Annotated in this window: 22 protein-coding genes and 1 tRNA gene; 11 read left to right on the top strand and 12 right to left on the bottom strand. The window is 65.4% G+C overall.

What is annotated here, in order from left to right:
* Positions 1-212 precede the first annotated feature (212 nt).
* The 3 genes from hydA to preA all read left to right on the top strand — a co-directional run bounded on the left by hydA (position 213) and on the right by preA (position 4,502).
* A complete protein-coding gene (gene hydA, locus AC25ND_RS00640) occupies positions 213-1,652 on the top strand; it encodes a dihydropyrimidinase (RefSeq protein WP_028692552.1) in 1,440 nt (479 codons plus the stop codon).
* 207 nt (positions 1,653-1,859) lie between these two features.
* Complete coding sequence (locus tag AC25ND_RS00635) at positions 1,860-3,227, top strand: NAD(P)-dependent oxidoreductase (protein ID WP_236180107.1); 1,368 nt, start codon at positions 1,860-1,862, stop codon at positions 3,225-3,227.
* The gene (gene preA / locus AC25ND_RS00630) at positions 3,228-4,502 is read left to right on the top strand and encodes an NAD-dependent dihydropyrimidine dehydrogenase subunit PreA (RefSeq protein ID WP_486976017.1); all 1,275 of its coding nucleotides are present in this window, start codon (positions 3,228-3,230) and stop codon (positions 4,500-4,502) included.
* 63 nt (positions 4,503-4,565) lie between these two features.
* Here preA and AC25ND_RS00625 read toward each other — a convergent pair whose 3' ends face one another.
* Entirely contained in the window at positions 4,566-5,849 is a 1,284-nt protein-coding gene (locus tag AC25ND_RS00625) for an NAD(P)/FAD-dependent oxidoreductase (protein ID WP_028692549.1), read from the bottom strand.
* Positions 5,850-6,050: 201 nt separating this feature from the next.
* On the opposite strand from AC25ND_RS00625, the gene AC25ND_RS00620 reads away from it, so the two are divergent.
* A tRNA-Val gene (locus AC25ND_RS00620) sits at positions 6,051-6,127 on the top strand.
* Between the two features lie 62 nt (positions 6,128-6,189).
* On the opposite strand, the gene fusA is transcribed toward AC25ND_RS00620, so the two are convergent.
* Together fusA and AC25ND_RS00610 are read right to left on the bottom strand one after the other, a co-directional pair.
* A complete protein-coding gene (gene fusA / locus AC25ND_RS00615; RefSeq protein WP_486976016.1) occupies positions 6,190-8,304 on the bottom strand; it encodes an elongation factor G in 2,115 nt (704 codons plus the stop codon).
* Between the two features lie 67 nt (positions 8,305-8,371).
* Positions 8,372-8,800, bottom strand: coding sequence for a hypothetical protein (locus tag AC25ND_RS00610; protein ID WP_236180105.1), 429 nt, complete (start codon positions 8,798-8,800; stop codon positions 8,372-8,374).
* Between the two features lie 185 nt (positions 8,801-8,985).
* On the opposite strand from AC25ND_RS00610, the gene AC25ND_RS00605 reads away from it, so the two are divergent.
* Positions 8,986-9,288 carry a hypothetical protein gene (locus AC25ND_RS00605; protein WP_062359438.1) on the top strand — a complete coding sequence of 101 codons (303 nt, stop codon included), beginning with the start codon at positions 8,986-8,988 and terminating at the stop codon, positions 9,286-9,288.
* Positions 9,289-9,291: 3 nt separating this feature from the next.
* Here the strand turns inward: AC25ND_RS00605 and AC25ND_RS00600 are convergent, their stop codons facing one another.
* Positions 9,292-10,542 (bottom strand): 2-aminoadipate transaminase, encoded by a 1,251-nt coding sequence (locus tag AC25ND_RS00600; RefSeq protein ID WP_280093085.1) that lies wholly within the window; start codon positions 10,540-10,542, stop codon positions 9,292-9,294.
* Positions 10,543-10,959: 417 nt separating this feature from the next.
* Between AC25ND_RS00600 and AC25ND_RS00595 the strand changes: the two genes are divergently transcribed.
* Complete coding sequence (locus tag AC25ND_RS00595; protein ID WP_028692544.1) at positions 10,960-12,345, top strand: amino acid permease; 1,386 nt, start codon at positions 10,960-10,962, stop codon at positions 12,343-12,345.
* Positions 12,346-12,451: 106 nt separating this feature from the next.
* Positions 12,452-12,949, top strand: a complete 498-nt coding sequence (locus AC25ND_RS00590; RefSeq protein WP_182324484.1) for a PaaI family thioesterase — start codon at positions 12,452-12,454, stop codon at positions 12,947-12,949.
* Here AC25ND_RS00590 and AC25ND_RS00585 read toward each other — a convergent pair whose 3' ends face one another.
* On the bottom strand, positions 12,950-13,372 hold the full coding sequence (locus AC25ND_RS00585) for a hypothetical protein (RefSeq protein ID WP_182324482.1): 423 nt from the start codon (positions 13,370-13,372) through the stop codon (positions 12,950-12,952). It abuts the gene before it with no gap.
* Positions 13,373-13,555: 183 nt separating this feature from the next.
* On the opposite strand from AC25ND_RS00585, the gene AC25ND_RS00580 reads away from it, so the two are divergent.
* Positions 13,556-14,071 carry a GNAT family N-acetyltransferase gene (locus AC25ND_RS00580; protein ID WP_186595437.1) on the top strand — a complete coding sequence of 172 codons (516 nt, stop codon included), beginning with the start codon at positions 13,556-13,558 and terminating at the stop codon, positions 14,069-14,071.
* 30 nt (positions 14,072-14,101) lie between these two features.
* Entirely contained in the window at positions 14,102-14,797 is a 696-nt protein-coding gene (locus tag AC25ND_RS00575) for a glutathione S-transferase N-terminal domain-containing protein (protein ID WP_186595435.1), read from the top strand.
* A gap of 37 nt (positions 14,798-14,834) precedes the next feature.
* Here AC25ND_RS00575 and AC25ND_RS00570 read toward each other — a convergent pair whose 3' ends face one another.
* On the bottom strand, positions 14,835-16,451 hold the full coding sequence (locus AC25ND_RS00570) for an inorganic phosphate transporter (RefSeq protein WP_062359428.1): 1,617 nt from the start codon (positions 16,449-16,451) through the stop codon (positions 14,835-14,837).
* A gap of 128 nt (positions 16,452-16,579) precedes the next feature.
* Here AC25ND_RS00570 and AC25ND_RS00565 point away from each other — a divergent pair, with 128 nt between their 5' ends.
* On the top strand, positions 16,580-16,966 hold the full coding sequence (locus tag AC25ND_RS00565) for a DUF488 domain-containing protein (protein WP_028692539.1): 387 nt from the start codon (positions 16,580-16,582) through the stop codon (positions 16,964-16,966).
* Positions 16,956-17,387 (top strand): GNAT family N-acetyltransferase, encoded by a 432-nt coding sequence (locus AC25ND_RS00560; protein WP_186595433.1) that lies wholly within the window; start codon positions 16,956-16,958, stop codon positions 17,385-17,387. The genes AC25ND_RS00565 and AC25ND_RS00560 overlap by 11 nt, the downstream gene beginning before the upstream one ends.
* Positions 17,388-17,523: 136 nt before the next feature.
* Here AC25ND_RS00560 and AC25ND_RS00555 read toward each other — a convergent pair whose 3' ends face one another.
* From AC25ND_RS00555 to AC25ND_RS00530, 6 genes are read right to left on the bottom strand one after another with little or no spacing between them, the layout of a single operon-like run.
* On the bottom strand, positions 17,524-18,957 hold the full coding sequence (locus tag AC25ND_RS00555) for a right-handed parallel beta-helix repeat-containing protein (protein ID WP_236248154.1): 1,434 nt from the start codon (positions 18,955-18,957) through the stop codon (positions 17,524-17,526).
* 14 nt (positions 18,958-18,971) lie between these two features.
* The gene (locus tag AC25ND_RS00550; protein ID WP_028692537.1) at positions 18,972-20,081 is read right to left on the bottom strand and encodes a polysaccharide lyase; all 1,110 of its coding nucleotides are present in this window, start codon (positions 20,079-20,081) and stop codon (positions 18,972-18,974) included.
* Entirely contained in the window at positions 20,072-21,466 is a 1,395-nt protein-coding gene (locus tag AC25ND_RS00545) for an alginate O-acetyltransferase AlgX-related protein (RefSeq protein WP_062359422.1), read from the bottom strand. The genes AC25ND_RS00550 and AC25ND_RS00545 overlap by 10 nt, the downstream gene beginning before the upstream one ends.
* A 30-nt stretch (positions 21,467-21,496) precedes the next feature.
* The gene (locus AC25ND_RS00540; RefSeq protein ID WP_062359420.1) at positions 21,497-22,126 is read right to left on the bottom strand and encodes an alginate O-acetyltransferase AlgF; all 630 of its coding nucleotides are present in this window, start codon (positions 22,124-22,126) and stop codon (positions 21,497-21,499) included.
* Positions 22,127-22,144: 18 nt separating this feature from the next.
* Positions 22,145-23,239, bottom strand: coding sequence for an alginate O-acetyltransferase (locus tag AC25ND_RS00535; protein ID WP_213882999.1), 1,095 nt, complete (start codon positions 23,237-23,239; stop codon positions 22,145-22,147).
* Between the two features lie 9 nt (positions 23,240-23,248).
* Positions 23,249-24,676 (bottom strand): MBOAT family O-acyltransferase, encoded by a 1,428-nt coding sequence (locus tag AC25ND_RS00530; RefSeq protein WP_182324471.1) that lies wholly within the window; start codon positions 24,674-24,676, stop codon positions 23,249-23,251.
* Positions 24,677-24,678: the final 2 nt, after the last annotated feature.

Genomic DNA, 24,678 nt, shown 5'->3' with positions numbered 1-24,678 from the left:
TCACATTTTGGTTAATTGTTAAATTTTTTATTAAAAATCAAACAGTTACAAAATATAATATTTGCATATATTTTTTCTTGATGAATATCCGATCAGATACTAGCCTCGATTCTTGTCAGGCCTGACAGGATTGAACGCGTCACCTCCAGCGCCCGGCCCGAAACTATTCCAAGAACCGGCCAGAAGACCGGTCAGCCTGCGAGGAAAACGGCATGTCCCTGTTGATCCGTGGCGCCACCGTGGTTACCCATGAAGAGAGCTACCGTGCAGATGTCCTGTGTGTCGATGGTCTGATCCGCGCCATCGGCAGCCACCTCGAAACCCCCACCGATTGCGAAGTCCTCGACGGCTCAGGCCAGTACCTGATGCCCGGCGGCATCGACCCGCACACCCACATGCAACTGCCGTTCATGGGCACGGTGGCCAGCGAGGACTTTTTCAGTGGCACCGCCGCAGGCCTGGCCGGGGGCACTACCTCGATCATCGACTTCGTTATCCCCAATCCGCAGCAATCGCTGCTCGAGGCCTTCCATACCTGGCGTGGCTGGGCGCAGAAGAGCGCGAGCGACTACGGCTTCCATGTCGCCATCACCTGGTGGAGCGAGCAGGTCGCCGAGGAGATGGGCGAGCTGGTGGCCAAGCACGGGGTGAACAGCTTCAAGCACTTCATGGCCTACAAGAACGCGATCATGGCCGCCGACGACACCCTGGTGGCCAGCTTCGAACGCTGCCTGCAACTGGGCGCGGTGCCGACAGTGCACGCCGAGAACGGCGAGTTGGTCTATCACCTGCAGAAGAAGCTGCTGGCCCAGGGCCTGACCGGGCCCGAGGCGCATCCGCTGTCGCGCCCGTCGCAGGTCGAGGGCGAGGCCGCCAGCCGCGCCATCCGCATCGCCGAGACCCTTGGCACGCCGCTGTACCTGGTGCATGTCTCCAGCCGCGAGGCGCTGGATGAGATCACCTATGCCCGGGCCAAGGGCCAGCCGGTGTACGGCGAGGTGCTGCCGGGCCACCTGTTGCTGGACGACAGCGTCTACCGCGACCCGGACTGGGCCACAGCCGCCGGCTACGTGATGAGCCCGCCGTTCCGGCCGCGCGAGCATCAGGAGGCGCTGTGGCGCGGCCTGCAGTCGGGCAACCTGCACACCACCGCCACCGACCACTGCTGCTTCTGCGCCGAGCAGAAGGCCATGGGCCGCGACGACTTCAGCCGCATCCCCAACGGCACCGCCGGCATCGAGGACCGCATGGCGGTGCTGTGGGATGCCGGGGTGAACAGCGGGCGCCTGTCGATCCACGAGTTCGTCGCGCTCACCTCCACCAACACCGCGAAGATCTTCAACCTGTTCCCGCGCAAAGGCGCCATCCGCGTCGGCGCCGACGCCGACCTGGTGCTGTGGGATCCGCAGGGCACGCGCACGATCAGCGCCCAGACCCATCACCAGCGGGTCGACTTCAACATCTTCGAAGGCCGCACCGTGCGCGGTATCCCCAGCCATACCATCAGCCAGGGCAAGGTGCTCTGGGCCGATGGCGACCTGCGCGCCGAGCCGGGCGCGGGGCGCTATGTGGAGCGGCCGGCGTACCCGTCGGTGTACGAGGTGCTGGAGCGGCGTGCCGAGCATCAGCGGCCGACACCGGTTCAGCGCTGAGGCCATTGGGGCCGCTTCGTAGCCCATCGCGACGCAAGGCCGCTCCCACAGGGATCGGTGCTTTGGCTGTGGGAGCGGCCTTGTGTCGCGAAAGGGGCGCAAGCGCCCCCTGATAACAACACCCATGCTCCTGTTGACTGCCATCCCCCAGAACGGACAGGCGAGTGACCGCCGCCTGAGCCCATAAAAAAGCGAGAGGCTACAACCGTGATCGACGCCCTGAACCACTTGCCGCGCCCCCGGGCCGGCGCCGACCAGCTGGCCGAGGCCTTCAGCGACCTCGCGCCCCCACTCACCGCCCGCCAGGCCGCCGTCGAGAGCGCGCGCTGCCTGTACTGCTACGACGCGCCCTGCGTCAATGCGTGCCCCAGCGAGATCGACATCCCCTCGTTCATCCACCGCATCAGCGACGAGAACCTGCAGGGCGCCGCCGAACGCATTCTTTCGGCCAACATCCTCGGCGGCAGCTGCGCCCGGGTGTGCCCCACCGAGATCCTCTGCCAGCAGGCCTGCGTGCGCAACAACGCCCAGGAATGCGCGCCGGTGCTGATCGGCCAGCTGCAGCGCTACGCCCTGGACCACGCCGGCTTCACCGAACATCCGTTCCAGCGCTCGCCGGCCAGCGGCAAGCGCATCGCCGTGGTCGGCGCCGGCCCCGCCGGGCTGTCCTGCGCGCACCGCCTGGCCATGCACGGCCACGACGTGGTGATCTTCGAGGCGCGGGAGAAAGCCGGTGGCCTCAATGAGTACGGCATCGCCCGCTACAAGCTGGTGGACGACTACGCCCAGCGCGAGGTGGAGTTCCTGCTGGGCATCGGCGGTATCGAGATCCGCCATGGCCAGCGCCTGGGCGCCAACCTGTCGCTGGGAGAGCTGCATGCCCAGCACGACGCGGTGTTCCTCGGCCTGGGCCTGGATGCCGCGCGCCAGCTGGGCCTGGCGGACGAGGACGCCCCGGGCCTGCTCGCCGCCACCACGTACATCCGCGAGCTGCGCCAGGCCGACGACCTCACCCAGCTGCCGCTGGCCGACCGCTGCCTGGTGCTAGGCGCCGGCAACACCGCCATCGACATGGCCGTGCAGATGAGTTGCCTGGGGGCCCGCGACGTCAACCTGGTTTACCGCCGTGGCGTGTCCGACATGGGCGCCACCGCTCATGAACAGGAAATCGCCAAGCACAACCAGGTGCGTCTGCACACCTGGGCCAGGCCCGAGGCCGTGCTGCTGGATGATGCCGGGCGCGTGCGCGGCATGCGCTTCGCGCGCACGCAACTGGTCGATGGGCGCCTGGGCGATACCGGCGAAACCTTCGAGCTGGCCGCCGACGCGATCTTCAAGGCCATCGGCCAAGGCTTCGATGACGCAAGCCTGGCCGACCCGCTGGCGGCGCAACTGGCCCGCGACGGTGAGCGCATCCAGGTGGACGCGCACATGCAGACCTCCATCCCCGGTATCTATGCCGGCGGCGACTGCACCGCGCTGGGCCAGGACCTCACCGTCCAGGCCGTGCAACATGGCAAGCTGGCCGCCGAAGCCATCCATGCCCAACTCATGCTCAACGTGGAGGCTGCGTAAATGGCCGACCTGTCCATCGAATTCGCCGGCATCAAGGCGCCCAATCCGTTCTGGCTGGCCTCCGCGCCACCCACCGACAAGGCCTACAACGTGGTCCGCGCCTTCGAGGCCGGGTGGGGCGGGGTGGTGTGGAAGACCCTGGGCGAGGACCCGGCGGCGGTCAACGTGTCGTCGCGCTACTCGGCGCACTTCGGCGCCAACCGCCAGGTGCAGGGCATCAACAACATCGAGCTGATCACCGACCGCTCGCTGGAGATCAACCTGCGCGAGATCACCCAGGTGAAGAAGGACTGGCCCGACCGTGCGCTGATCGTGTCGCTGATGGTGCCGTGCGTGGAAGAGTCCTGGAAGTTCATCCTGCCCTTGGTGGAAGCCACCGGTGCCGATGGCATCGAGCTCAACTTCGGCTGCCCCCACGGCATGCCCGAGCGCGGCATGGGCGCGGCCGTCGGCCAGGTGCCGGAGTACGTGGAAATGGTCACCCGCTGGTGCAAGACCCACTGCGCGCTGCCGGTGATCGTCAAGCTCACCCCCAACATCACTGATATTCGTCAGTCGGCACGCGCCGCGCACCGGGGCGGGGCGGACGCGGTGTCGCTGATCAACACGATCAACTCGATCACCAGCGTCGACCTCGACCGCATGGTCGCCCACCCCATCGTCGGCGACCAGAGCACCCATGGCGGCTATTGCGGTTCGGCGGTCAAGCCGATCGCCCTGAACATGGTCGCCGAAATTGCCCGCGACCCCGAGACCCACGGCCTGCCGATCTGCGGTATCGGCGGTATCGGCACCTGGCGCGATGCCGCCGAGTTCATCGCCCTGGGCAGTGGCGCGGTGCAGGTGTGCACGGCGGCGATGCTGCACGGTTTTCGCATCGTCGACGACATGAAGGACGGCCTGGCGCGCTGGATGGACCAGCACGGCCATCGCAGCCTCGAGGCGTTTCGCGGCCAGGCCGTGGGGCACACCACCGACTGGAAGTACCTGGACATCAACTACAAGACGGTGGCTCGCATCGACCAGGACGCCTGCATCGGCTGTGGGCGCTGCCACATCGCCTGCGAGGACACTTCGCACCAGGCCATCGCCAGCACCCCGAAGGCTGACGGCACCCACGCCTACAGCGTGATCGAGGCTGAGTGCGTCGGCTGCAACCTGTGCCAGATCACCTGCCCGGTGGAGGGCTGCATCGACATGCAGGCGCAGGAGACCGGCAAGCCGTACATGAACTGGACCCAGGATCCGCGCAATCCCTACCGTGAAGCGGGTTGAGAGCGTGCCGTGTGGAAACGAAAAAGCCCGCTCAGGGGAGCGGGCTTTCCGGATGGCGCTGGATCAGAAGCCCAGGCGGTCGCGCAGGCTGTAGTACCAGGCGCCGATGGCGCTGAACGGCACACGCAGCATCTGGCCACCCGGGAACGGGTAGTGCGGCAGGCCGGCGAAGGCGTCGAAGCGCTCGGCCTGGCCGCGCAGGGCCTCGGCCAGCACCTTGCCCGCCAGGTGGGTGTAGGTCACGCCGTGGCCCGAGCAGCCCTGGGAGTAGTAGATGTTGTCGCCGATACGGCCGACCTGCGGCAGGCGCGACAGGGTCAGCAGGAAGTTGCCGGTCCAGGCGTAGTCGATCTTGACGTTTTTGAGCTGCGGGAAGGCCTTGAGCATCTTCGGACGGATGATCGCCTCGATGTTCGCCGGGTCGCGCGCGCCGTACACCACGCCGCCACCGAAGATCAGGCGCTTGTCGCTGGTCAAACGGTAGTAGTCGAGCAGGTAGTTGCAGTCCTCGACGCAGTAGTCCTGCGGCAGCAGGGTGCGCGCCAGTTCGTCGCCCAGCGGCTCGGTGGTGATGACCTGGGTGCCGCACGGCATCGACTTGGCCGCCAGTTCCGGCACCAGGTTGCCCAGGTAGGCGTTGCCGGCGACGATGATGAACTTGGCGCGGACCTTGCCCTGCGGGGTGTGCACGACGGGGTTGGCGCCACGCTCGATGCGCACGGCCGGGGTCTGCTCGTAGATGATGCCGCCCAGGGACTCGACCGCGGCAGCTTCGCCCAGGGCCAGGTTCAGCGGATGGATATGGCCGCCGCTCATGTCGAGCATGCCGCCCACATAGTTGTCGCAGGCCACCACTTCACGGATGCGCTTCTGGTCCATCAGCTCCAACTGGGTGTGGCCGAAGCGTTCCCACAGGCGCTTCTGCGATTCCAGGTGGCCCATCTGCTTGCTGGTCAGCGCGGCGAATACGCCGCCGTCCTTCAGGTCGCACTGGATGTTGTACTTGGCCACGCGTTCACGGATGATGCGCCCGCCCTCGAAGGCCATCTGGCCCAGCAGTTGTGCCTGCTTGGGGCCGACGGTACGTTCGATGACGTCAATGTCGCGGCTGTAGCTGTTGACGATCTGGCCGCCGTTGCGGCCCGAAGCGCCGAAGCCGACCTTGGCGGCTTCGACGATACTCACCTTGAAGCCGTTCTCCAGCAGGAACAGGGCGCTGGACAGGCCGGTGTAGCCGGCACCGATGATGCACACATCGGTTTCCACCTCACCCTGCAGCGCCGGACGTGGCGGCACCGGGTTGGCCGAGGCGGCGTAGTAGGACTGGGGGTAGGGGGTGTTGGCCATGCTCGAGGAACCTCGTGTTTTATATTTTTAACGAATGTACCGATGCTATCAATAATAATAAACACCCGCTAGTCGTCCGGTGAAAATCCTTTACCTGACGCTGAACCCTGGCCTTCTATAAATATTTTAAGATTCAGTAGCTTAGCGTGAAAAAAACGGTTGACAGGGCATTTGGATCGCGTAGAATGCGCCCCACACGACAGGCACATAGCTCAGTTGGTTAGAGCACCACCTTGACATGGTGGGGGTCGTTGGTTCGAGTCCAATTGTGCCTACCAAATCAAAAAAGGGGCGATCCGCAAGGATCGCCCCTTTTTTCATTAGGCTCCACCGCGAAGTTTCAGGCTTCCCCGCGATTCTTCTTCACGATGGCATCGGCAATGCTCGCCGGCGCCTCGGCATAGCGGGTGAACTCCATCGAGAAACTGGCCCGCCCCTGGGTCATCGAGCGCATCGAGGTGGCGTAGCCGAACATCTCGCCCAGCGGTACCTCGGCACGGATCACCTTGCCGGCCGGGGTCTCGTCGCCATCCTGGATCATCCCCCGGCGCCGGCTCAGGTCGCCGAGGATGTCGCCCTGGTACTCCTCGGGGGTCACCACCTCGACCTTCATCACCGGCTCCAGCAGCACCGCGCCGCCTTTCTGCGACAACTGCTTGGTGGCCATGGACGCGGCGATCTTGTAGGCCATCTCGTTGGAGTCGACGTCGTGGTACGAGCCGTCATACACCGCCGCCTTGAGGTTGATCAGCGGATAGCCGGCAAGTACGCCGTTCTTCATCTGCTCCTCGATGCCTTTCTGGATCGCCGGGATGTACTCGCGTGGCACCACGCCGCCGACGACTTCGTTGATGAACTCCAGGCCTTCCTTGCCTTCGTCGCCCGGGGCGAAGCGGATCCAGCAATGCCCATACTGGCCACGCCCGCCGGACTGGCGGACGAAGCGGCCTTCGATCTCGCAGGTGTTGCGGATCTTCTCGCGGTAGGCCACCTGCGGCTTGCCGATGTTGGCCTCGACGTTGAACTCGCGGCGCATGCGATCGACGATGATGTCCAGGTGCAGCTCGCCCATGCCGGAGATGATGGTCTGGCCGGTCTCCTCGTCGGTCTTGACCCGGAACGACGGGTCCTCCTGGGCCAGCTTGCCCAGGGCGATGCCCATCTTCTCCTGGTCGCTCTTGGTCTTGGGCTCCACCGCCACCGAGATCACCGGGTCGGGGAAGTCCATGCGTTCGAGGATGATCGGCTTGTCCATGTCGCACAGGGTGTCGCCGGTGGTGACGTCCTTCATGCCGATCAGCGCGGCGATGTCGCCGGCGCACACGTCCTTGATCTCGGCGCGCTGGTTGGCGTGCATCTGCACCATGCGGCCGATGCGTTCCTTCTTGCCCTTGACCGAGTTGAGCACGGCGTTGCCGGAGCTGAGCACGCCGGAATACACCCGGGCGAAGGTCAGGGTGCCGACGAACGGGTCGGTGGCGATCTTGAAGGCCAGGGCCGAGAACGGCTCGTTGTCGTCGGCGTGGCGCTCCAGGTGTTTTTCCTCGTCGTCCGGGTCGGTGCCCTTGATCGCCGGGATCTCGCTGGGGGCGGGCAGGTAGTCGATCACGGCGTCGAGCATCAGCGGCACGCCCTTGTTCTTGAACGATGAGCCGAGGATGGTCGGCACGATCTCGTTGGCGATGGTGCGCTGGCGCAGGGCGGCCTTGATTTCCTCGGTGGTGAATTCTTCGCCTTCGAGGAATTTCAGGGTCAGCTCTTCGTTGGCATCGGCCGCAGCCTCAATCATATGGGCACGCCATTCGTCGGCCAGATCCTGCAGTTCGGCGGGAATGGCTTCTTCGCGGTAGCTGGTGCCCTGGTCGGCGTCGTTCCAGTAGATGGCCTTCATCTTCACCAGGTCGATCTGGCCGATGAAGTTTTCCTCGCTGCCGATGGCCAGCTGGATCGGCACCGGATGGTGGCCCAGGCGCTGGTCAATCTGCTTCACCACCCGCAGAAAATCCGCGCCCTGGCGGTCCATCTTGTTGATGTAGGCCAGGCGCGGCACATGGTACTTGTTGGCCTGGCGCCATACGGTCTCGGATTGCGGCTCGACGCCGTCGGCGCCGCTGAACACCACCACCGCGCCATCGAGCACGCGCAGCGAGCGCTCGACCTCGATGGTGAAGTCGACGTGGCCGGGGGTGTCGATGATGTTGAAGCGGTACTTGTGCTCGAACTGCTTGGTCGAGCCTTGCCAGAAGGCCGTGGTGGCCGCCGAGGTGATGGTGATGCCGCGCTCCTGCTCCTGGGCCATCCAGTCCATGGTCGCGGCGCCGTCGTGCACCTCGCCCATCTTGTGGTTGACCCCGGTGTAGAACAGGATCCGCTCGGTGGTGGTGGTCTTGCCGGCATCCACGTGGGCAACGATACCGATGTTGCGGTACAGCTCGATGGGGGTCGTGCGGGCCATGGTCGGTCACCTGTGGGTGAGGATTCTCCCAAGGTAGCAGAGCGGGAGAATCCTGCCGGGGCGACCGTCAGTCGGCGAGCACCTGCAACTGCCACTGGCCTTCGCTTTCGCGGGCCAGGCCGCTGGCCGGCAGCAGGGCCAGCAGGCGTTCGTGCAGGGCGGCTTCGGTGAATGACTTGAGGGTGGTCATGTCTAGCACGCCGACGGTGATCAGCTCGGCCTTGGTGTACGACAACCAGGCTTTTTTCAGCACCATCAGCACGTCGCTGCCGGCGGTGCTGGCGAAGCGCCTGTGCAGGGTGCGGCCTTCCAGCTCGAAGCTGTGACGGTGTTCGTAGCCGTTTTCGTCGCCACTGCCCTCGACGCAGCGGTGGCAGCGGCAGGGGCCGTCGCCGAAAGCGTTGCGCAGGTAGGCGTTGAAGTCCACGACGGGCTTGAGGGTCAGGCGTTTGTCGACCTCGAACAGGTCGGCGATCAGGGGTTGTTCGGCGCTCACTCGGTATCCTCGCGTGGTATGGCGTGCATCGGCGGGCACCCTAACAGATCGGGGCAGGGGAGGCCATGCTCGATGGCCAGCGTGGGAGCGGGCTTGCCCCGCGATGAGGTCGGTAGAGACAACCGGGAACGCCTGCCGTACTCTACGCGCCCATACGCCTAATACACCTGTTGAGGTAACCCCGCTTGAGTACCAAGTACCCGTACACCGCCACCGTGACCATCAGCGCCGAAGACCGTGGGGGCGATACCGAGGCCTCGGAGAACACCAACATGCGCGTGGGCCTTGAGGCGGTGACCGAGGTGCTGAAGAAAGTGCATTTCGTCGGTACCCTCGGGGCACCGGAAAAAGGCGCCACGCACATCTGCGTCACCTTGGAGAACGGCCTGAGTTACTACGGCCCGATCGTCAACGGCCACGCCGAGCTCGAAGGCGGCTGGATCGCCTTCGAATGCGACATGCCCACCCCCGAAGAGCTGGGCCTGTAACCCTCAGCCCAGCTCCATGAGGCACTGCTCGAGGATATCCAACCCTTCCTCGAGCACCTCGGGCTCGATGGTCAGCGGTGCCAGCAGGCGGATGATATGCCGCGCCTTGCCGCTGGGCATCAGCAGCAGGCCTTTGCCACGCGCCGCCTCGAGCACCTTGGCCAGTTGCGTCGGCGCCGGGCTGCCGTCCGGGTTGACCAACTCCAGCCCGCGCATGGCCCCTGTACCGGTCAGGCGACCGAGCGCGGCACACCTTCCCGACGCTTTCCAGCGCGCGTGACGCGCCACGATGGCCTGTTCCTGCCGTTCGCCCCAGGTGGCGATATTCGTGTCGGTCATCTGCGCCAGGCTCGCCAGCGCCGCCGCGCAGGCGATCGGGTTGCCCGAGTAGGTGCCGCCCAGCCCGCCCTTGGGCAGCGCGCCCATGATCGCCTGTCGCCCGACCACCGCGCCCAGCGGCATGCCGCCGGCGATGCTCTTGGCCAGCAGCAGAAGGTCCGGTTCGATACCCAGCCGTGGGAAGGCGAAGCGCTGGCCGGTGCGACCGAAGCCGGACTGAATCTCATCGATAATGATCAGGATCCCATGCTCGTCGCAGAAGCGGCGCAGGGCCTGGGCGAAGGCGGGGTCGAGGGCGAGGAAACCGCCTTCGCCCTGCACCGGCTCGAAGATGAACGCGGCCACGTCCTCCACCGCCAGCTCCACGCTGAACAGGCGCTCCATAGCCTGGAGCGCCTGCTCGCAGCTCACCCCGGTGTCCGGACTGGGGTAGGGCAGGTGATAGACCGGGCCGGGCAGTTCGCCCACGCGCTGCTTGTACGGGGCGACCTTGCCGTTGAGGTTGAGGGTGGCCAGGGTACGGCCGTGGAAACCGCCGTCGAAGGCGACGATGGCCCGTTTGCCGGTGGCGCCGCGGGCGACCTTGAGGGCGTTTTCCGCCGCTTCCGCGCCGCTGTTGGTCAGCATGCCCGTCAGCGGATAGCTGACCGGGACGAACTGGCACAGGCGCTCCATCAGTTCCAGGTACGGACCGTGGGGCGCGGCGTTGAAGGCATAGTGGGTCAGGCGCGCGGCCTGCTGCTGGATCGCCTCGACCACCGCCGGGTTACAGTGGCCCAGGTTGAGCACGCCGATGCCGCCGACGAAGTCGATGTAGCGTTTGCCGGCGGTGTCCCAGACTTCGGCGTTGCGTCCATGGGAAAGGGTGATCGGGTGAACGATGGCGATGGACTGGCTGATATTTTCCTGATTCATCTGCACGCGGCCTGTTGTTCGAGTCAGGTCGTATCCAAGCGCGTCGGGAATCGGTGGCGCAAACGAATTATTCGATTGCTCTCATTCGTTTAATTCCTGATGTCTGAAGGCTCTCTCTGCAAGCTTCATGACAGAAGATTCTGAGCAGGATGTGAAGCGTATTGATTCCTAGTTGGAATGATGTTTTGCGAAAAGGTCGTTTGTTGTGACCTGCCTGGAGATGAATACTGGCCTGGCTGGACCCTGGCAACCGACAGGTCCATCAATACAAAAATACGCCGGTAGCCAATTCCCGCAACAAGTCCGAGACGTGTGGGAGACGCGTGCCGATGCCCTTGCCGGCATGCCCGCCCCCACAGGAACGCTGCCGCCACTTTCAGCCGCCTTCGTTGCGGCCGACCCACTCGAGGGTTCTCCATGGCATCGCCAGACAACAAAAAACAGCGGTCCTTACAGCATGGCCTGACTTCACGTCAGGTATCGATGATCTCTATTGCCGGCATCATCGGCGCCGGCCTTTTCATTGGCTCGTCCAACGCCATCGCCACCGCCGGCCCGGCTATTCTCATCTCCTACGCCATGACCGGCCTGCTGGTGCTGCTGGTGATGCGCATGCTCGGTGAAATGGCCATCGCCAACCCCAACAGCGGCTCGTTCTCCACCTACGCCAGCGAAGCCATCGGCCCCTGGGCCGGCTTCACCATCGGCTGGCTGTACTGGTGGTTCTGGGTGCTGATCATCCCGGTCGAGGCCATCGCTGGCGCGGATATCCTCCATGCCTACTTCCCGCAGGTGCCGTCCTGGCTGTTCGCCTTCCTGATCATGATCGTGCTGTCGGGCACCAACCTGGTCAGCGTGAAGAACTTCGGCGCGTTCGAGTACTGGTTCGCCCTGGTCAAGGTACTGGCCATCATTGCCTTCATCGTGGTCTGCAGCCTGGCGGTGTTCGGCGTCTGGCCACTGGCCGACGTCTCCGGCGTCAGTCGCCTGTGGGACGCCGGCGGCTTCATGCCCAATGGCTTCGGCACCGTGCTCGGCGGCGTGCTGATCACCATCTTCTCGTTCTTCGGCGCCGAGATCGTCACCATCGCCGCCGACGAGACAGCCAACCCCAAGGACAAGATCCGCCGCGCCACCAACCTGGTGGTGTACCGCATCGCCATTTTCTACCTGGCGTCGATCTTCCTGGTGGTGTCGCTGGTGGCCTGGAACGATCCGGGGCTCAAGGCGGTGGGCTCGTTCCAGCGGGTGCTGGAAGTGCTCAACGTGCCCGGCGCCAAGCTGCTGGTCGACATCGTCGTGCTGGTGGCGGTCACCAGTTGCATGAACTCAGGGCTGTACACCGCCTCGCGCATGCTCTACTCGCTGGGGGCCCGTGGCCAGGCACTGCTTATGACCAGGCGGATCTCCGGCGCGGGCGTGCCCACCGTGGCGGTCGTTCTCTCGACCCTGGCGGGCTTTGCCGGCTGCCTGGTCAACTACGTGTTTCCCGGCAAGGTGTTCGGGTTCCTGCTATCTACCACCGGCGCCATCGCCTTGCTGGTGTACTTGGTGATCGCCGTGTCGCAACTGCGCATGCGGGCCCGTGCCGAGCGCGAGGGGCGCACGCCGGAGCTGAAGATGTGGCTGTTCCCGTGGCTGACCTGGCTGGTGATCGGCACCATCGTCATGGTGCTGGGCTACATGCTGTTCAGCGATGCCTACCGCTATGAAACACTGATGACCGCGGGGGTGACCCTGTTCATCCTGCTGGTTTCGCTGACCCAGCGGCGCAAGCGGGGCTCGGCGTGGCAGGCGGCCTGATACGCTCAGGGGGCATATGGCGGCCCCCTCCATTTGGCGGCCGGGAAGCATGGGGCTACCATCGGCAGTCAGCCTCCTTCCCAATTCCAACAAGCCAAGGACGTGTATGACCGAACAAGCCCCCTCCCTGCAACAACTCGCCGCCCCTGATGGCACATGCTACGGTTGCGGGTGCTCCCACCCCAGCGGCCTGCATGTGCAGAGTCACTGGGATGACGACGGCGTCCACCTGCTGTGCCGTCATTCCCCCGACCCGACCTTCATCGGCTGGCCCGGCCTGGTCTACGGCGGCCTGCTGGCCATGCTGGTCGATTGCCATTCCAACTGGACCGCCATGGCCCACCACTACCGCGCCGAAGGCCGCGAGCCCGGCAGCCTGCCGCGTATCGACTGCGTTACCGGCCAACTGAGCCTGACCTACCTCAAACCCACCCCGATGGGCGTCGAGCTGCTGCTCAAGGCACGGGTCGAGGGTGAGGTAGGGCGCAAGAGCCGGGTGATCTGCGAGGTCTGGGCCGGGGATGTGCTGACTGTCACCGCTGACTCGGTGTTCGTGCGGGTCGATACCGAGAAACTCAAGCGCCAGGCTCATCAGCAGGGATGATCAGGTACCGGCTGCTACGTCGAACTCCCAGCTTTCGATGTCAAACTCAGCATCGTCCAGTTCCACCGGGAATTCGAATCGGCCGGTCAACGAACGCTCTTTGTAATCAATCATATGAAGTTCGAACGTTCCTGCTTCAATAGCCTTGATAGATTTCTCGAAATAACCGAATTCGACCAGGATATGTGGTTTTTCGCCTTGATCTTCAGCGGTTAGCAGGTAGTCGCCAGCTCTGGGACTCCAGTAGCCGGTTAACTTCAGCCAATATTGTGCATGCGCTGGATTTCCGTCGCTGACGGCTTCGATGGTAAAGCCAAAATCATCATCGAACCAATCCTGGCGATACACCTTCAAAACGCTGGCTGAGGTGCTGTTCTGGCCATAGATTGTGACGCCGATCTCCTGAGCTGATTCGGTGGTCATATCTTTTCTCCAATGGGCTGCGCGGATGATTTTCGTCCTGCGAAGATGGAGGGCCGCTGCAAGGGCGTCTACTGGCAAAAATAACAGGCCATAGGGAAAACCTTGTTGTCTGGCGGCACATGGACAGGGCCGGGCAAGGCTGGCATTGTCGAGGGCGAACCGGCTGCCCGACAGGATGTTGTCATGCCTTACCAGATCCGCCCGGCGCGCAGCGACGACTGCGTAATCTTGAGCCACATCGGCCAGGCCACCTTCGCCCTGGCCAGCCCGCCCGACAGCGCTCCGGCGGCGCAGCAGCACTACATCGCCCACAACCTGCAGCCCGAGCATTTCCAGGCGCACCTGCGCCACCCGCACAAGCGCCTGCTGGTGGTCGAGGAGGGAGGCCAGGTGCTGGGCTACAGCATGCTCGACCTGGCGCCCGGTGAGCTGGGGATCGCCGCGGCCGATCATCTGGTGGAGATTTCCCGTTGCTATGTGCTGCCCGCCGCCCACGGCACGGGTGCCGCGCAGTCACTGCTCGAGGCTATCCTGGCCCATACCCGTGGCCCGGTCCGCCTGACCGTCAACGAACTCAACGCCAGGGCCATCCGGTTCTACGGGCGCAATGGCTTTCGCAAGGTGGGCGAGGCGATCTTTCCCTGCGGTGACGAGCGACACCGAGACTGGGTGATGGTCAGGACGCCCGACAGTCTTTAAATTGAGTCCCTCTACCTTCAGGGCGCGAACATGACCGGTCTTTCCGTATTCCCCATCACCTGCAAATGGCCGGCCCGGCATCCCGAGCGCCTGCAGCTGTATTCGCTGGCCACGCCCAACGGCGTCAAGGTCTCGATCATGCTCGAAGAGATCGGCCTGCCTTACGAGGTGCACAAGATCAGTTTCGACAACGACGACCAGCTGAGCCCCGAGTTCATCTCCCTGAGCGCCAACAACAAGATTCCGGCAATCCTCGACCCCGATGGCCCTGGTGGCCAGCCGCTGCCGTTGTTCGAGTCCGGGGCGATCCTGCAGTACCTGGCCGAGAAGAGCGGGCAGTTGCTCAGCCAGGACCCTGCCCAGCGCTACCAGACCTTGCAGTGGCTGATGTTCCAGATGGGCGGCATCGGGCCGATGTTCGGCCAGGTGGGGTTCTTTCACTTCTTCGCCGGCAAGGCGTACGAGGACAAGCGGCCCCGGGATCGCTACGTCAATGAGTCCAAGCGCCTGCTGGGCGTGCTCGACCGGCACCTGCAGGGGCGGGAGTGGATGGTCGATGCGTACAGCATCGCCGATATCGCCATCTTCCCCTGGGTGCGCAACCTGGTGGAGCGCTACAACGCGCGCGAGCTGGTGGGGTTCGATGATTTCACGGAAGTACAGCGGGTGTTGGCGAAGTTCCTTGAACGCCCGGCTGTACAGCGTGGCCTGAAGATCCCGGAATAACCTTGCTGGGGGCGCAAGGCGCCCCCGTCGCGAGTCCTCAGAGGATCTGGTTCAGCAACCAGTACAAGCAACCCGCCAGCAACATTGCAGCCGGCAACGTCAATACCCAGGCCATCAGCAGGTTGACCAGCGTCTTGCGTTGAATCCCCGAGCCATTGGCCACCATGCTCCCGGCCACGCCTGAACTCAGCACGTGAGTGGTCGACACCGGCAGGCCGAACAGGTCCGCGGCGCCGATGGTACACATCGCCACCACCTCGGCCGAAGCGCCCTGGGCATAGCTCAGGTGGGTCTTGCCGATCTTCTCGCCCACCGTCACCACGATGCGCCGCCAGCCGACCATGGTGCCCAGGCCCAGGGCGATGGCCACCGCCACCTTGACCCACAGCGGGATATAGCGGGTTGCGTCGTCCAATTGGCGCTTGAACAGTTGCACATGGCGGCGGGTATCGGCGTCGTAGCGGGCCAGTTGGTGCTTGTCGATCAGGCGGATGGCCTCGCTGGTCAGGTACATGTCGTTGCGCACGTTGGCCATGGCCTCGGCCGGCACGCGCTTGAGCGAGCCGTAGCCTTTGACTTCCTCGCCAATCATGCCGGTCAGCGCGGCCAGCGCCGGGATCAGCTCGGCACTGGCCTTGGGCTCGCCGATGAACGTGGTCAGGACCTGGCGTGGATCGGCCGGGGCAGGGGACGGTACTGCGCGCGCCAAGGCCTGGCGGGTGACCTCGGCGACCGCCGAGAACTGCAGGGCCTGCTCGTTGGGCATGGTCTTGTTCAGCGCATAGGCCATCGGCAGGGTGCCGACCAGGATCAGCATGATCAGGCCCATGCCTTTCTGGCCATCGTTGGAGCCGTGGGCGAACGACACGCCAGTGCAGGTGAGGATCAGCACGCCGCGGATCCACCAGGGCGGCGGCGTCTGGCCTTCTGGCGCCTGGTACAGCTCGCGGCGCTTGACCAGCGCGCGCAGGGCGAGCAGCAGCAGGGCGGCGCAGGCGAAGCCGATCAGCGGCGAGAACAGCAGGGCGTAGCCGACCTTGCTGGCCTGGGTCCAGTCCACGCCGCTGGTGCCGTCGCGCCCGTGCATCAGCGCGTTGGCCACGCCCACGCCGATGATCGAGCCGATCAGGGTGTGCGAGGACGACGCTGGCAGGCCCAGCCACCAGGTGCCGAGGTTCCAGATGATCGCCGCCAGCAGCAGGGCGAAGACCATGGCGAAGCCGGTCGACGAGCCGACCTGCAGGATCAGCTCCACCGGCAGCAGGGCGATGATGCCGAAGGCCACCGCGCCGCTGGAGAGCAGCACGCCGAGGAAATTGCACAACCCCGACCAGACCACCGCCACCGGCGCCGGCAGCGAATGGGTGTAGATCACCGTGGCCACGGCATTGGCGGTGTCGTGGAAGCCGTTGACGAACTCGAAGCCCAGGGCGATCAGCAGGGCCAGGCCCAGCAGCAGGAAGGGGGTGACGGTGGTGACCACGGTGCCGCTGGCGCTGACATCCTGCTTCAGGCTCCAGAAGGTGTAGGCCAGGCCGGCCAGCAGCAGGCCGAAGAACAGGGTGAGGGTGGCGCGTCCGGGTTTGTGGGCAAGGTGAGGGCGCGGGCTGGGCAGGGTCAGGTCGGACTGGCTGGCCAGGGACGGGGTTGCCATGAGGGCTCCGGTTGGCGTCGGGCGGTGGTGCCGAAGGTCTTCAGCATAGAAACAATTCGTTACCAGGGCGTGACCTCGATCAATGAAGGCCCTAGGCTGTCTGGGGAACGATGTCGCAGGAGTGCTGCATGATTCGCTGTAAACGCGTCTACGAGGCGCTCGAGGGCGGGGATGGCCAACGCGTGCTGGTCGATCGTCTTTGGCCGCGCAACAAACGCAAGGAGGACCTGCACGGGCAGTGGCTGCGTGAAGTGGCGCCGTCCGACGCACTGCGCAAGGCGTTTCACGCCGGCGAGCTCGACTTTGCCGGTTTCACCCAGCGCTACCAGCAGGAGTTGGCCGCCCACCCCGAGCACTGGTATCCGCTGCTGGACCTGGCCGGCAAAGGCGACCTGACCTTGCTGTACGCCGGCAAGGACTCCGAGCACAACAACGCCCAGGTGCTGGCCCGGTGGCTTGAGGACGAACTGGAGCGCCGTGGGCCGGCCAGTTCGCCGGTGTGTTATGCCCCTTGAACTGATCCCTGCGACCGACGAACACCTCACGTTTGCCCGTGACCTCACGCGCCGCGCCATGCTGCCGTATTACCGCGAATTCGACCTGTTGTGGATCGAGGAAGCCTTCGATGAAGCCTGGTGCTGGCGCGAACAGTGGCTGGTGGTCGAGGACGATCGGGTGCTGGGCTTTTGCAGCCTCAGCCAGGACCGCCAGGCGCTGTATATCCGCGAGCTGCATCTGCTGCGCGAGCATCGTGGCCGGGGCGTGGGCGGCTGGGTGCTGGAGCAGTTGGCTGGCTGGACTGTACAGCGCCGGTTGCCGTGGCTGCGGCTGATGGTGTTCAGCAGCAACCCGGCGCGGCGCCTGTATCAGCGCCGAGGGTTCGTCGAGGTCGGGATGGACGAGTGCTTTGTGCGGATGCAGCGCCCGGTGCCCTGACACCATCCTGTGTGAGCGGCCTTGCGTCGCGAAAGGGCCGCAACGCGGCCCCGGCGATCTTTGCTTTTACGCTGAAGTCCTGGGGCCGCTCCGCGCCCCTTTCGCGACACAAGGCCGCTCAGGGGCCGTGTATTTTTCAGTCCTGGCGCACCCTGACCATCTGTTCCTGAACCAGCATTGCCTCCAGCACCGGCCCCTGCAACGCCAGCAGGTCGCCGGCCAGCAGGTTCTGCAGCAGTGCCTTGCCATTGAAGCGATTGCCCCCCAACTCGACCTCGCGCACCCCCTCGACCCGCACCACGGCCTTGCCCACCTGCCCCAGGCGATTGCCGCTGATCACCAGCGGCCCGGGCTGCGGCGTGGCATTGCGCAAGCTGATGGCGTACTCCGGCGTATTGCCGATCCGGTTACCCACCAGCGTCAGGCCCGTGACCTCGCTGGCATCCACCGCGCTGCCCTGGCTGCTGGCCAGCAGGTTGTCGTCGATCAGCAACTGGGCTTCGGCCGTCGGCGCGAGGTTGCGCAGCTGGATGCCATGGCCACGGCTGTCGCCGATGCGATTGCCGGCCAGCAGCACGGTGCCGTGCTGGTCGCTGATCTCGATGGCGGCCTTGGCGGCGCCGAGGATCAGGTTGTTTTCGATCAATGCCCGGGTCTGGCCACGCAGGCGCACGCCGCTGTTGTTGTCGACGCCGCGCAACTGGTTGCCACGCAGGCTCAGCTGGCTGTCGCGGGTGTCGATGGCATACTGCTGCGAGCCTTCGAAACGGCTGTCGATGATGGTCGCCTGGCTGTGCTGCAGCTCCACCGCGCTGGACAGCTCGCTGAAATGGCTGGCTTCCACCAGCAGCGTGGCGGGACGCGTACTGGCCGCCTGCTGGGTGCTGAGCGCGGTGCTCAGGCCGCGGGACAGGTTGGCGTTGTAGCCCAGGCGCTTGAGCGTCGAGCCGATCACCTCGGTATGGCTGCCCGCCCAGGCCACCACGAAGGGCCGCCAGGCACGGTCGGTGTTGCCGGGCTTGTCGCCGGCGACGCTTTCCAGCGTCGATTGGTTCAGCCCCAGCCAGCCCTGGTTGATCAGTGCGGTACCGGAGAAACTGTACAGGTAGAGGCGCGTGCCCTCCAGCCGCAGCCCGGCATCGGCGCCGATCATCAACGGGTAGCTCAGCAGGTAGCCGTCCTTGTAGCGCTTGAGCACCCGTGGGTCGTGCAGCGCATCGTACAGCTGCGCCAGGGTGATGCTGCCACCGCGCAGCACCACGGCCTGGGGGTGATGCGCCTGGTAGCCGGCGATGGCGCGGAACAGGCCGTTGTTGACGAACGGCTCGAACGGCCAGCTGCCGGCCTGGGACGAGAACATCGGTTGCAGGCTGACGCTGGCGCGGCCCGCAGGTGGCGGGCGGCGCGCCTGCTCGAAGGTCACCGCCTGACGGGCCTGGTGGCGCAGTTGCTCCAGCTGCTGCTGGTGCTGCGCCTGGGGCAACGTGTCCAGCACCGGCGCGGCCTGGGTGGTTGTCGCCAGCAGCAGGGCGGCCAGGCAGGTGAAAGAAAAGCGGCTGAACGGTGCCATGGGAGCGTCCTTGATCAAGGCAGGTTGGGGTAGGCCGGCTTGAGCGGGCCGCCGATCTGGCTGTAGTTGTCCACTTCGCCGTCCTCGCTGTCGTAGAGCTGGCGGGCGAGGGCATGCTCGGGTCGACGGGCCAGGAACGGGATCAGCCAGGCCAGCTTGTAGGGTGCGACGTCGGCCTGGCGCTGGCCCTTGAGCTGGGGCAGGGAGTCCGGGGCGAGCACGCTGCGGGCGGCGAAGGTGGCCAGCTGGTCGAGGGTGCGTTGGTCGTCCTCGCTCCAGGCCAGGCCGTTGGCCCGGGCCGACTCGCCAAGAAGCACCAGCGGCACCAAGGCGTACTGGCTGTAGTTGGCGGCCAGCTTGCTGCGCGCCACTTCCAGCGGCAGGTAGGCCTGGTCGCCACTGCGCACAGCCTGGGCCAGGCCCCGGCGCAGGTTGCCGTCGGCCCAGCGGATGAAGTCGTCGCGGTCCACCAGCATGCCGGCGGCGGCCACCGCCCAGGCGGCCCAGTAGTCGTGGTTGTTGAAGTAGACCGTGGTGGACTGGCGGCGCGGGTCGTATTCGCGGATCACCTGCTCGCCGAGCTGGTTGAACCAGCGTCGTTGCGCGGGGCTGAGCGGCGCCTTGCCGTCGGCTGCCGCCTGGGTCAGCAGCACCGCGCCGGCCATGGCCGCCAGGGCCCACTTGCGCGCTGCCATGCCGGTGTTGCTGGCGTCCGGGTCGAGTAGGGCGCCCGCTTGCGCCCAGTGTTCCAGCCACTGGTCCTGGCAGGCCAGGGCCATGTTGGCCTGCTGCGGCTTGCTGGCGTTCTGGAAGCGCTTGCCGGCCTGGATCAGGCCGCCGACGAACTGCTTGATCTGCCGGGCGACGCGCTCGCTGTCGGCATCGGGGCTGGCGCGCAGGGTGGACTTGCTGGCGTCGCGCGGGTCGTACTTGCTTTGCAGGTGCAGGCTGGCGGTGTAGGGCGGTGGCGGCGCCTTGCTGCAGGTGAGGGTGCGGTAGTCGCCGATCATGGCCGATTGCGCGGTGGCGCGGGCGGGCCAGATCGATTGAGCTGCGTGGGTGGGGAGGGGCAGCAGGGCGATTGCAAGTAGCAGGAGCACCCCAGGGGCCGGTTTCACAGGCACAGGCGGGTCTCCACATCGGTGGCGGCGGTGCCGGCCTTGGTTGGTTCGAGGAACACCGAAAGCAGGTTGGCGCCGGCGAACTCGGGGGCCTTGCTCAGTTCCAGGTAGTACTGGCCGCCGCTTACGGCCGCCTCGCGGCGGAACCACACCTTGTCGCGGGCGCCATTGTCGTAATAGACGATGATGTAGAAGTCCTTGACGCTCCTGTCGCTCAGGCGGATATCGAGAAAGCCCTTGGACACGGCCTGCCGGGCGCCGCCAGCATTGCTCAGCAACTCTATGCGCTCGCCGACCTTGAGTGGCGGACGCTGCAATTTCGTGCCAAGGATTTCCCTGGACGCCTTGCAGCCGCCGTGTATCGCCGGCACCAACTGGCGGTACATCAACGGCGAATCCAGGCGGTAGTTGGCCGGCAGTTCCCAGACGATCAGCTTGGGCGGCGCCTCGGGCTTGTAGTCGGCGGACAGCAGGTACTCCAGCAGCGAGCCGTCCTCGCCCACGCCGGGCAGGGCGTAGTTGAGGACATCCGCCTCCAGGTACTGTTTCAGGTAGCCGTCGAAGTTGAACTGCTTGCTCTCGTCCTCGCGAGCCGCGGCGTTGCTGTCGCCGACCAGGATCACCTCGGGGTCGGGCGCCTCGTCGAACAGGGCGTCGCTGCTGTCGGTCAGCGGCACGGTCTGGTAGCCGCGCACGTACTGGAAACCGTAGTTGTTGCCGCAGATGTAGCTCAGGGCCAGGTTCAGGGTGCCGTCCTTGGGCACCATCACGCCGGGCTCGGTGCTGTAGCGCTTTTTGGTCAGGCTGTCGTAGAACGGCTGGCGGCGGATCTCTTCGGCCATCAGTTTGGCCGTCGCCTCGGCGCCGCTCGGCGTCCAGTGGTGGTCGCGGCGGAAGAAGTACTCAGCCTGGGGTGGCTGGCGCACCAACTGCATCATCGGCGCCACCACCGCACCGGCCTGACGGAGTTGCCCCAGGTAGCTGTCTAGGTTGCGGCTGGCGCGCGGGTAGTCGAATCCGTGCAGTTGATCGGGGTAGAGCTTGTCGCGGTGCATCAGGCCGCGGGTCGGCTGGATCGCCATGGCCACCTGGATGCCCTGGCGGTGGAACGCGTTCATCAGTCGGGCGAACTCCGGGCGCATGGGCGCGGGAATGCCGAAGTCATTGGTCAGGTCGACCATCGAGCGGAACAGCCAGCGCTCCTTGCCGGGGACGATCTGGCGCATCAGCTTCATGCGCCCTTCGGCATAGTGCTGCGGTTCGGCCAGGGCCGGGCAGACCATGCACTGCAGGTTTTCGCAGCCGGGCCGGGCGGGCTCGGCGGCCTTTGCCTGCGTGCCGAGCAGGGCCAGGGTGGCCGCAAGGCCGAGGGGGAGGAGGGTGTTCATGGGCCAGTCATCCTTGCGTGCGGCACGGCGTCACTCGGTCGGGTCGATGCTGTTGGCCAGGCTCAGGCTGCGGTTGCCTGGCAGCAGCACATAGCTGTACGAGCGGCCCTTCTTGAGGAACAGCTCGTCGAAGCTGGCCACTTCCTGGTCGCCGACATAGGCGGCGAAGTCGATCTTGATCTCGTTGACCATGCGCGCGCCGGTCTGGCCGCTGGCCAGGGCCTTGACCACCTCGTGCTTGCCGTCGGCGGTGCGCAGCGTGGCCTGGGCTGGCGTCAGGTTGTAGAAGGCCACCTGGGCCTTCTTCGGCTCGTTGACGTACTGGTCGGCGATCAACTGCAACTGCTTGCCGTCATAGACCACGGTGCTGGCGGCGTTGGCCGCCAGGTTCGGTTCGATGGCCTTGGCGCCGATGCCGATCCTGTGCACGCCGGCCGGCACGAAGCGGTAGCCGCTGAGCTGACCGGGGGCGACCTTCTGCGCGTTGAGCTTGCCGCTCAGGGCCACCTCGACATTGCTGTCGGACAGGTTGAGTACGCGCACGAACGCCGAATCGGCCGGGGCCACGGCGTCGTACAGGTCGGCGTTGCCTTCGGCGGCCAGGGCAGTGTGGCTGGCGGCGGCCAGCGCCAGGGCGGTGAACAGGGGTGAAAGCTTCATCAGGTTCTCCTAGGGACGTCAGAAATGCCCGGGCTGGGCGCTGCGGGTCAGCGCGCCGGGACGATGGGCCAACAGGGTGCGCAGGGGGAACTCCCAGACCACGGTATCGATCTGCGGGTTCTGCAACTGGTCGCCGGCGAGGAACTGGTTCATCGCCTCGAACGGCCCGCGGGCCTCCACGGCGATGGACAGCAGGTCGCGCTTGAGCGCCTCCTTGAGGAACCCGACGAAGTTCCAGTCGTCGATCTTGCTGTAGCTGGTGCCTACCAGCAGCAGGCTTTGCGACTGTTCGGCGAACAGCGCGTCGCTGTCCTGTTCGGCCTGGAGGGTCTCGTACAGCTCGATCGGGTTGGGGCCGAACTGCGGCGCCAGGCGCGCATGGTCGAACTGCAGGTAGTTCATCAGGTCGCCCTTGACCGTCTTGTCACCGGCCTTGTGCGAGACGTACACCTGGTCGCCGAGCAGCTGCGGGCGCTGGCGGGCCAGTTCATAGGCCGACAGGCGCGCGCCGTCCGGGCTCCAGTGGGTGTCGGACTTGAGGAACAGCCGTGGGCCGGCCAGGTGGCGCAGGTAGGCGTCGCGCAGTGGCACCACGTCCAGCCGGCGTAGCTGCAGGTCGGCGACGAAGCGGTCGTAGAGGCTGTGCACCCGCGGATCGAAGGCGCGCTCGGCGTGTCTGGCGTAGATATCCAGCTTCATCGGCAGCGGCAGCAGCACCAGGTGCTTGCCGTGCTCGGCCAGTTGCCTCTGGACTTTGACGATTTGCTCCAGCTGGCTCGCCAGGCTGGCGTCCAGGTCGTTGGGCACGCGGTATTCCTGGTTGGTGTAGAGCCAGCCGTCCTTGCCCAGCACCACGCCCTTGGTGCCTTCGCCGAACAGCTGGAACTGGGCGTCGGCCCACAGCCGCTGTGAAGGTGCGCGCAGGAACAGGCGCTTGTCGTAGACCTGTTCGAACTTGCGCAGCAGCTTGCCATCGACAAACAGGTTCCAGCTGTCGGTCTGGGCGCGGGCGAAGCTCAGCACAGGCGGCAGCGAATAGACGAACATCGCCGCCAGCGCCAGGGCGAAGACCACACCGTTGGCCTTGCCGGCCGAATTCATCACCGGGTACATGGCACTCTCCTAGAACTGGAAATACAGGAACGGCGAGAACGAACTGGCCGCCAGGCTGCTCAGCGCCAGCAGGAAGCCGCCCCACAGCAGCAGGCTGTGCAGCACGCCGACGTGACGCATGAAGTAGCCTTCCTTGTTGCCGGCGTAGAAGCGCACGTTGTTGATCCCGGCCAGGATCAGCCAGGCGACCGCCACCAGGGCGAAGGCCATGGCCATCTTCGAGGCGCCGAGCACGTAGAGCTCCAGCGAACCGAAACCGTTGAAGCCCAGCAGCGCCTGGTAGATCTGCAGGCTGTGGCGCAGGTCCATGGTGAAGAACAGCGGCATGCTCAGGATGATCAGCAGCGCGGTGCGCAGGTTGCGACCCAGGTGATAGGGCGTGGTGACCTTGGTCGCGAGGTTGAACCTGCGCTCCAGCACCATGCCGATGCCGAAGAAAAGCCCCCAGCAGATGAAGGCGAAACTGGCCCCGTGCCACAGGCCCGACAGCAGCATGGTCCACACCAGCGCCGGCAGGGCGCCGGCCACGCGCTTGCGTACCAGCGGCAGGTACACGTAGTCGCGCAAGAAATGCGCCAGGGTCATGTGCCAGCGCGACCAGAACTCGGTGATGCTCTGCGACACATAGGGCTGGTTGAAGTTTTCCGGGAAGCGGAACCCCATCATCAGCGCCAGGCCCAGGGCCATGTGGCTGTAGCCGGCGAAGTCGAAGTACAGCTGCAGGGTCGAGACCACCAGGCCGAACCAGGCATCGCTGAACTGCAGGGTGCCTTCGCCGACGAACAGCACGTTGATCGGCGCCAGGCGGTCGGCGATCAGCACCTTCATGATGAAGCCGAGCATGAAACGGCACACCCCCAGCGAGAACAGCTCAAGCGAGTGGCTGCGCTGGCGCAGCTGCGGGGCGAGCTGGCTGTAGCGCAGGATCGGCCCCGCCACCAGGTGCGGGAACAGCGCGACGAAGGCGGCGAAGTCGATGAAGCTACGGGTGGGCGTGGCATCCTTGCGGTAGATGTCGACGATGTAGCTCAGGGCATGGAACACGTAGAACGAGATACCCAGCGGCAGGAAGATGTTTTCCAGGGTCCAGGTGTTGATGCCCAGCGGCGCCAGCAGCAGGGCCAGCACCTCGGCGCCGAAGTTGGCGTACTTGAAGTAGCCGAGCGTGGCCAGGTTGCCGACCACGCCAAGCCACAGCAGGCGCAGGGCGCGGCGTTTGTCGCCGGCGTCCAGGCGCGCCTTGATGAGCAGACCGAAGCCGTAGTTCCAGGCGGTGATGGCGACGAACAGCAGCAAAAAGTCCGGGCGCCACCAGGCGTAGAACACGTAGCTGGCGGCGACGATCACCAGCGAGCGCCACTGCGGCCGGGCCAGGTAGTAGATGACCAGGAACAGCGGCAGGTAGAGGAACAGGAAGACGTTGGAGGCGAAGATCATGC

The sequence above is a fragment of the Pseudomonas sp. P110(2024) genome, from assembly GCF_057480795.1.
The sequence above is the reverse complement of the archived record's forward strand: the minus strand, read 5'-3'. Positions and strand labels throughout refer to the sequence as shown.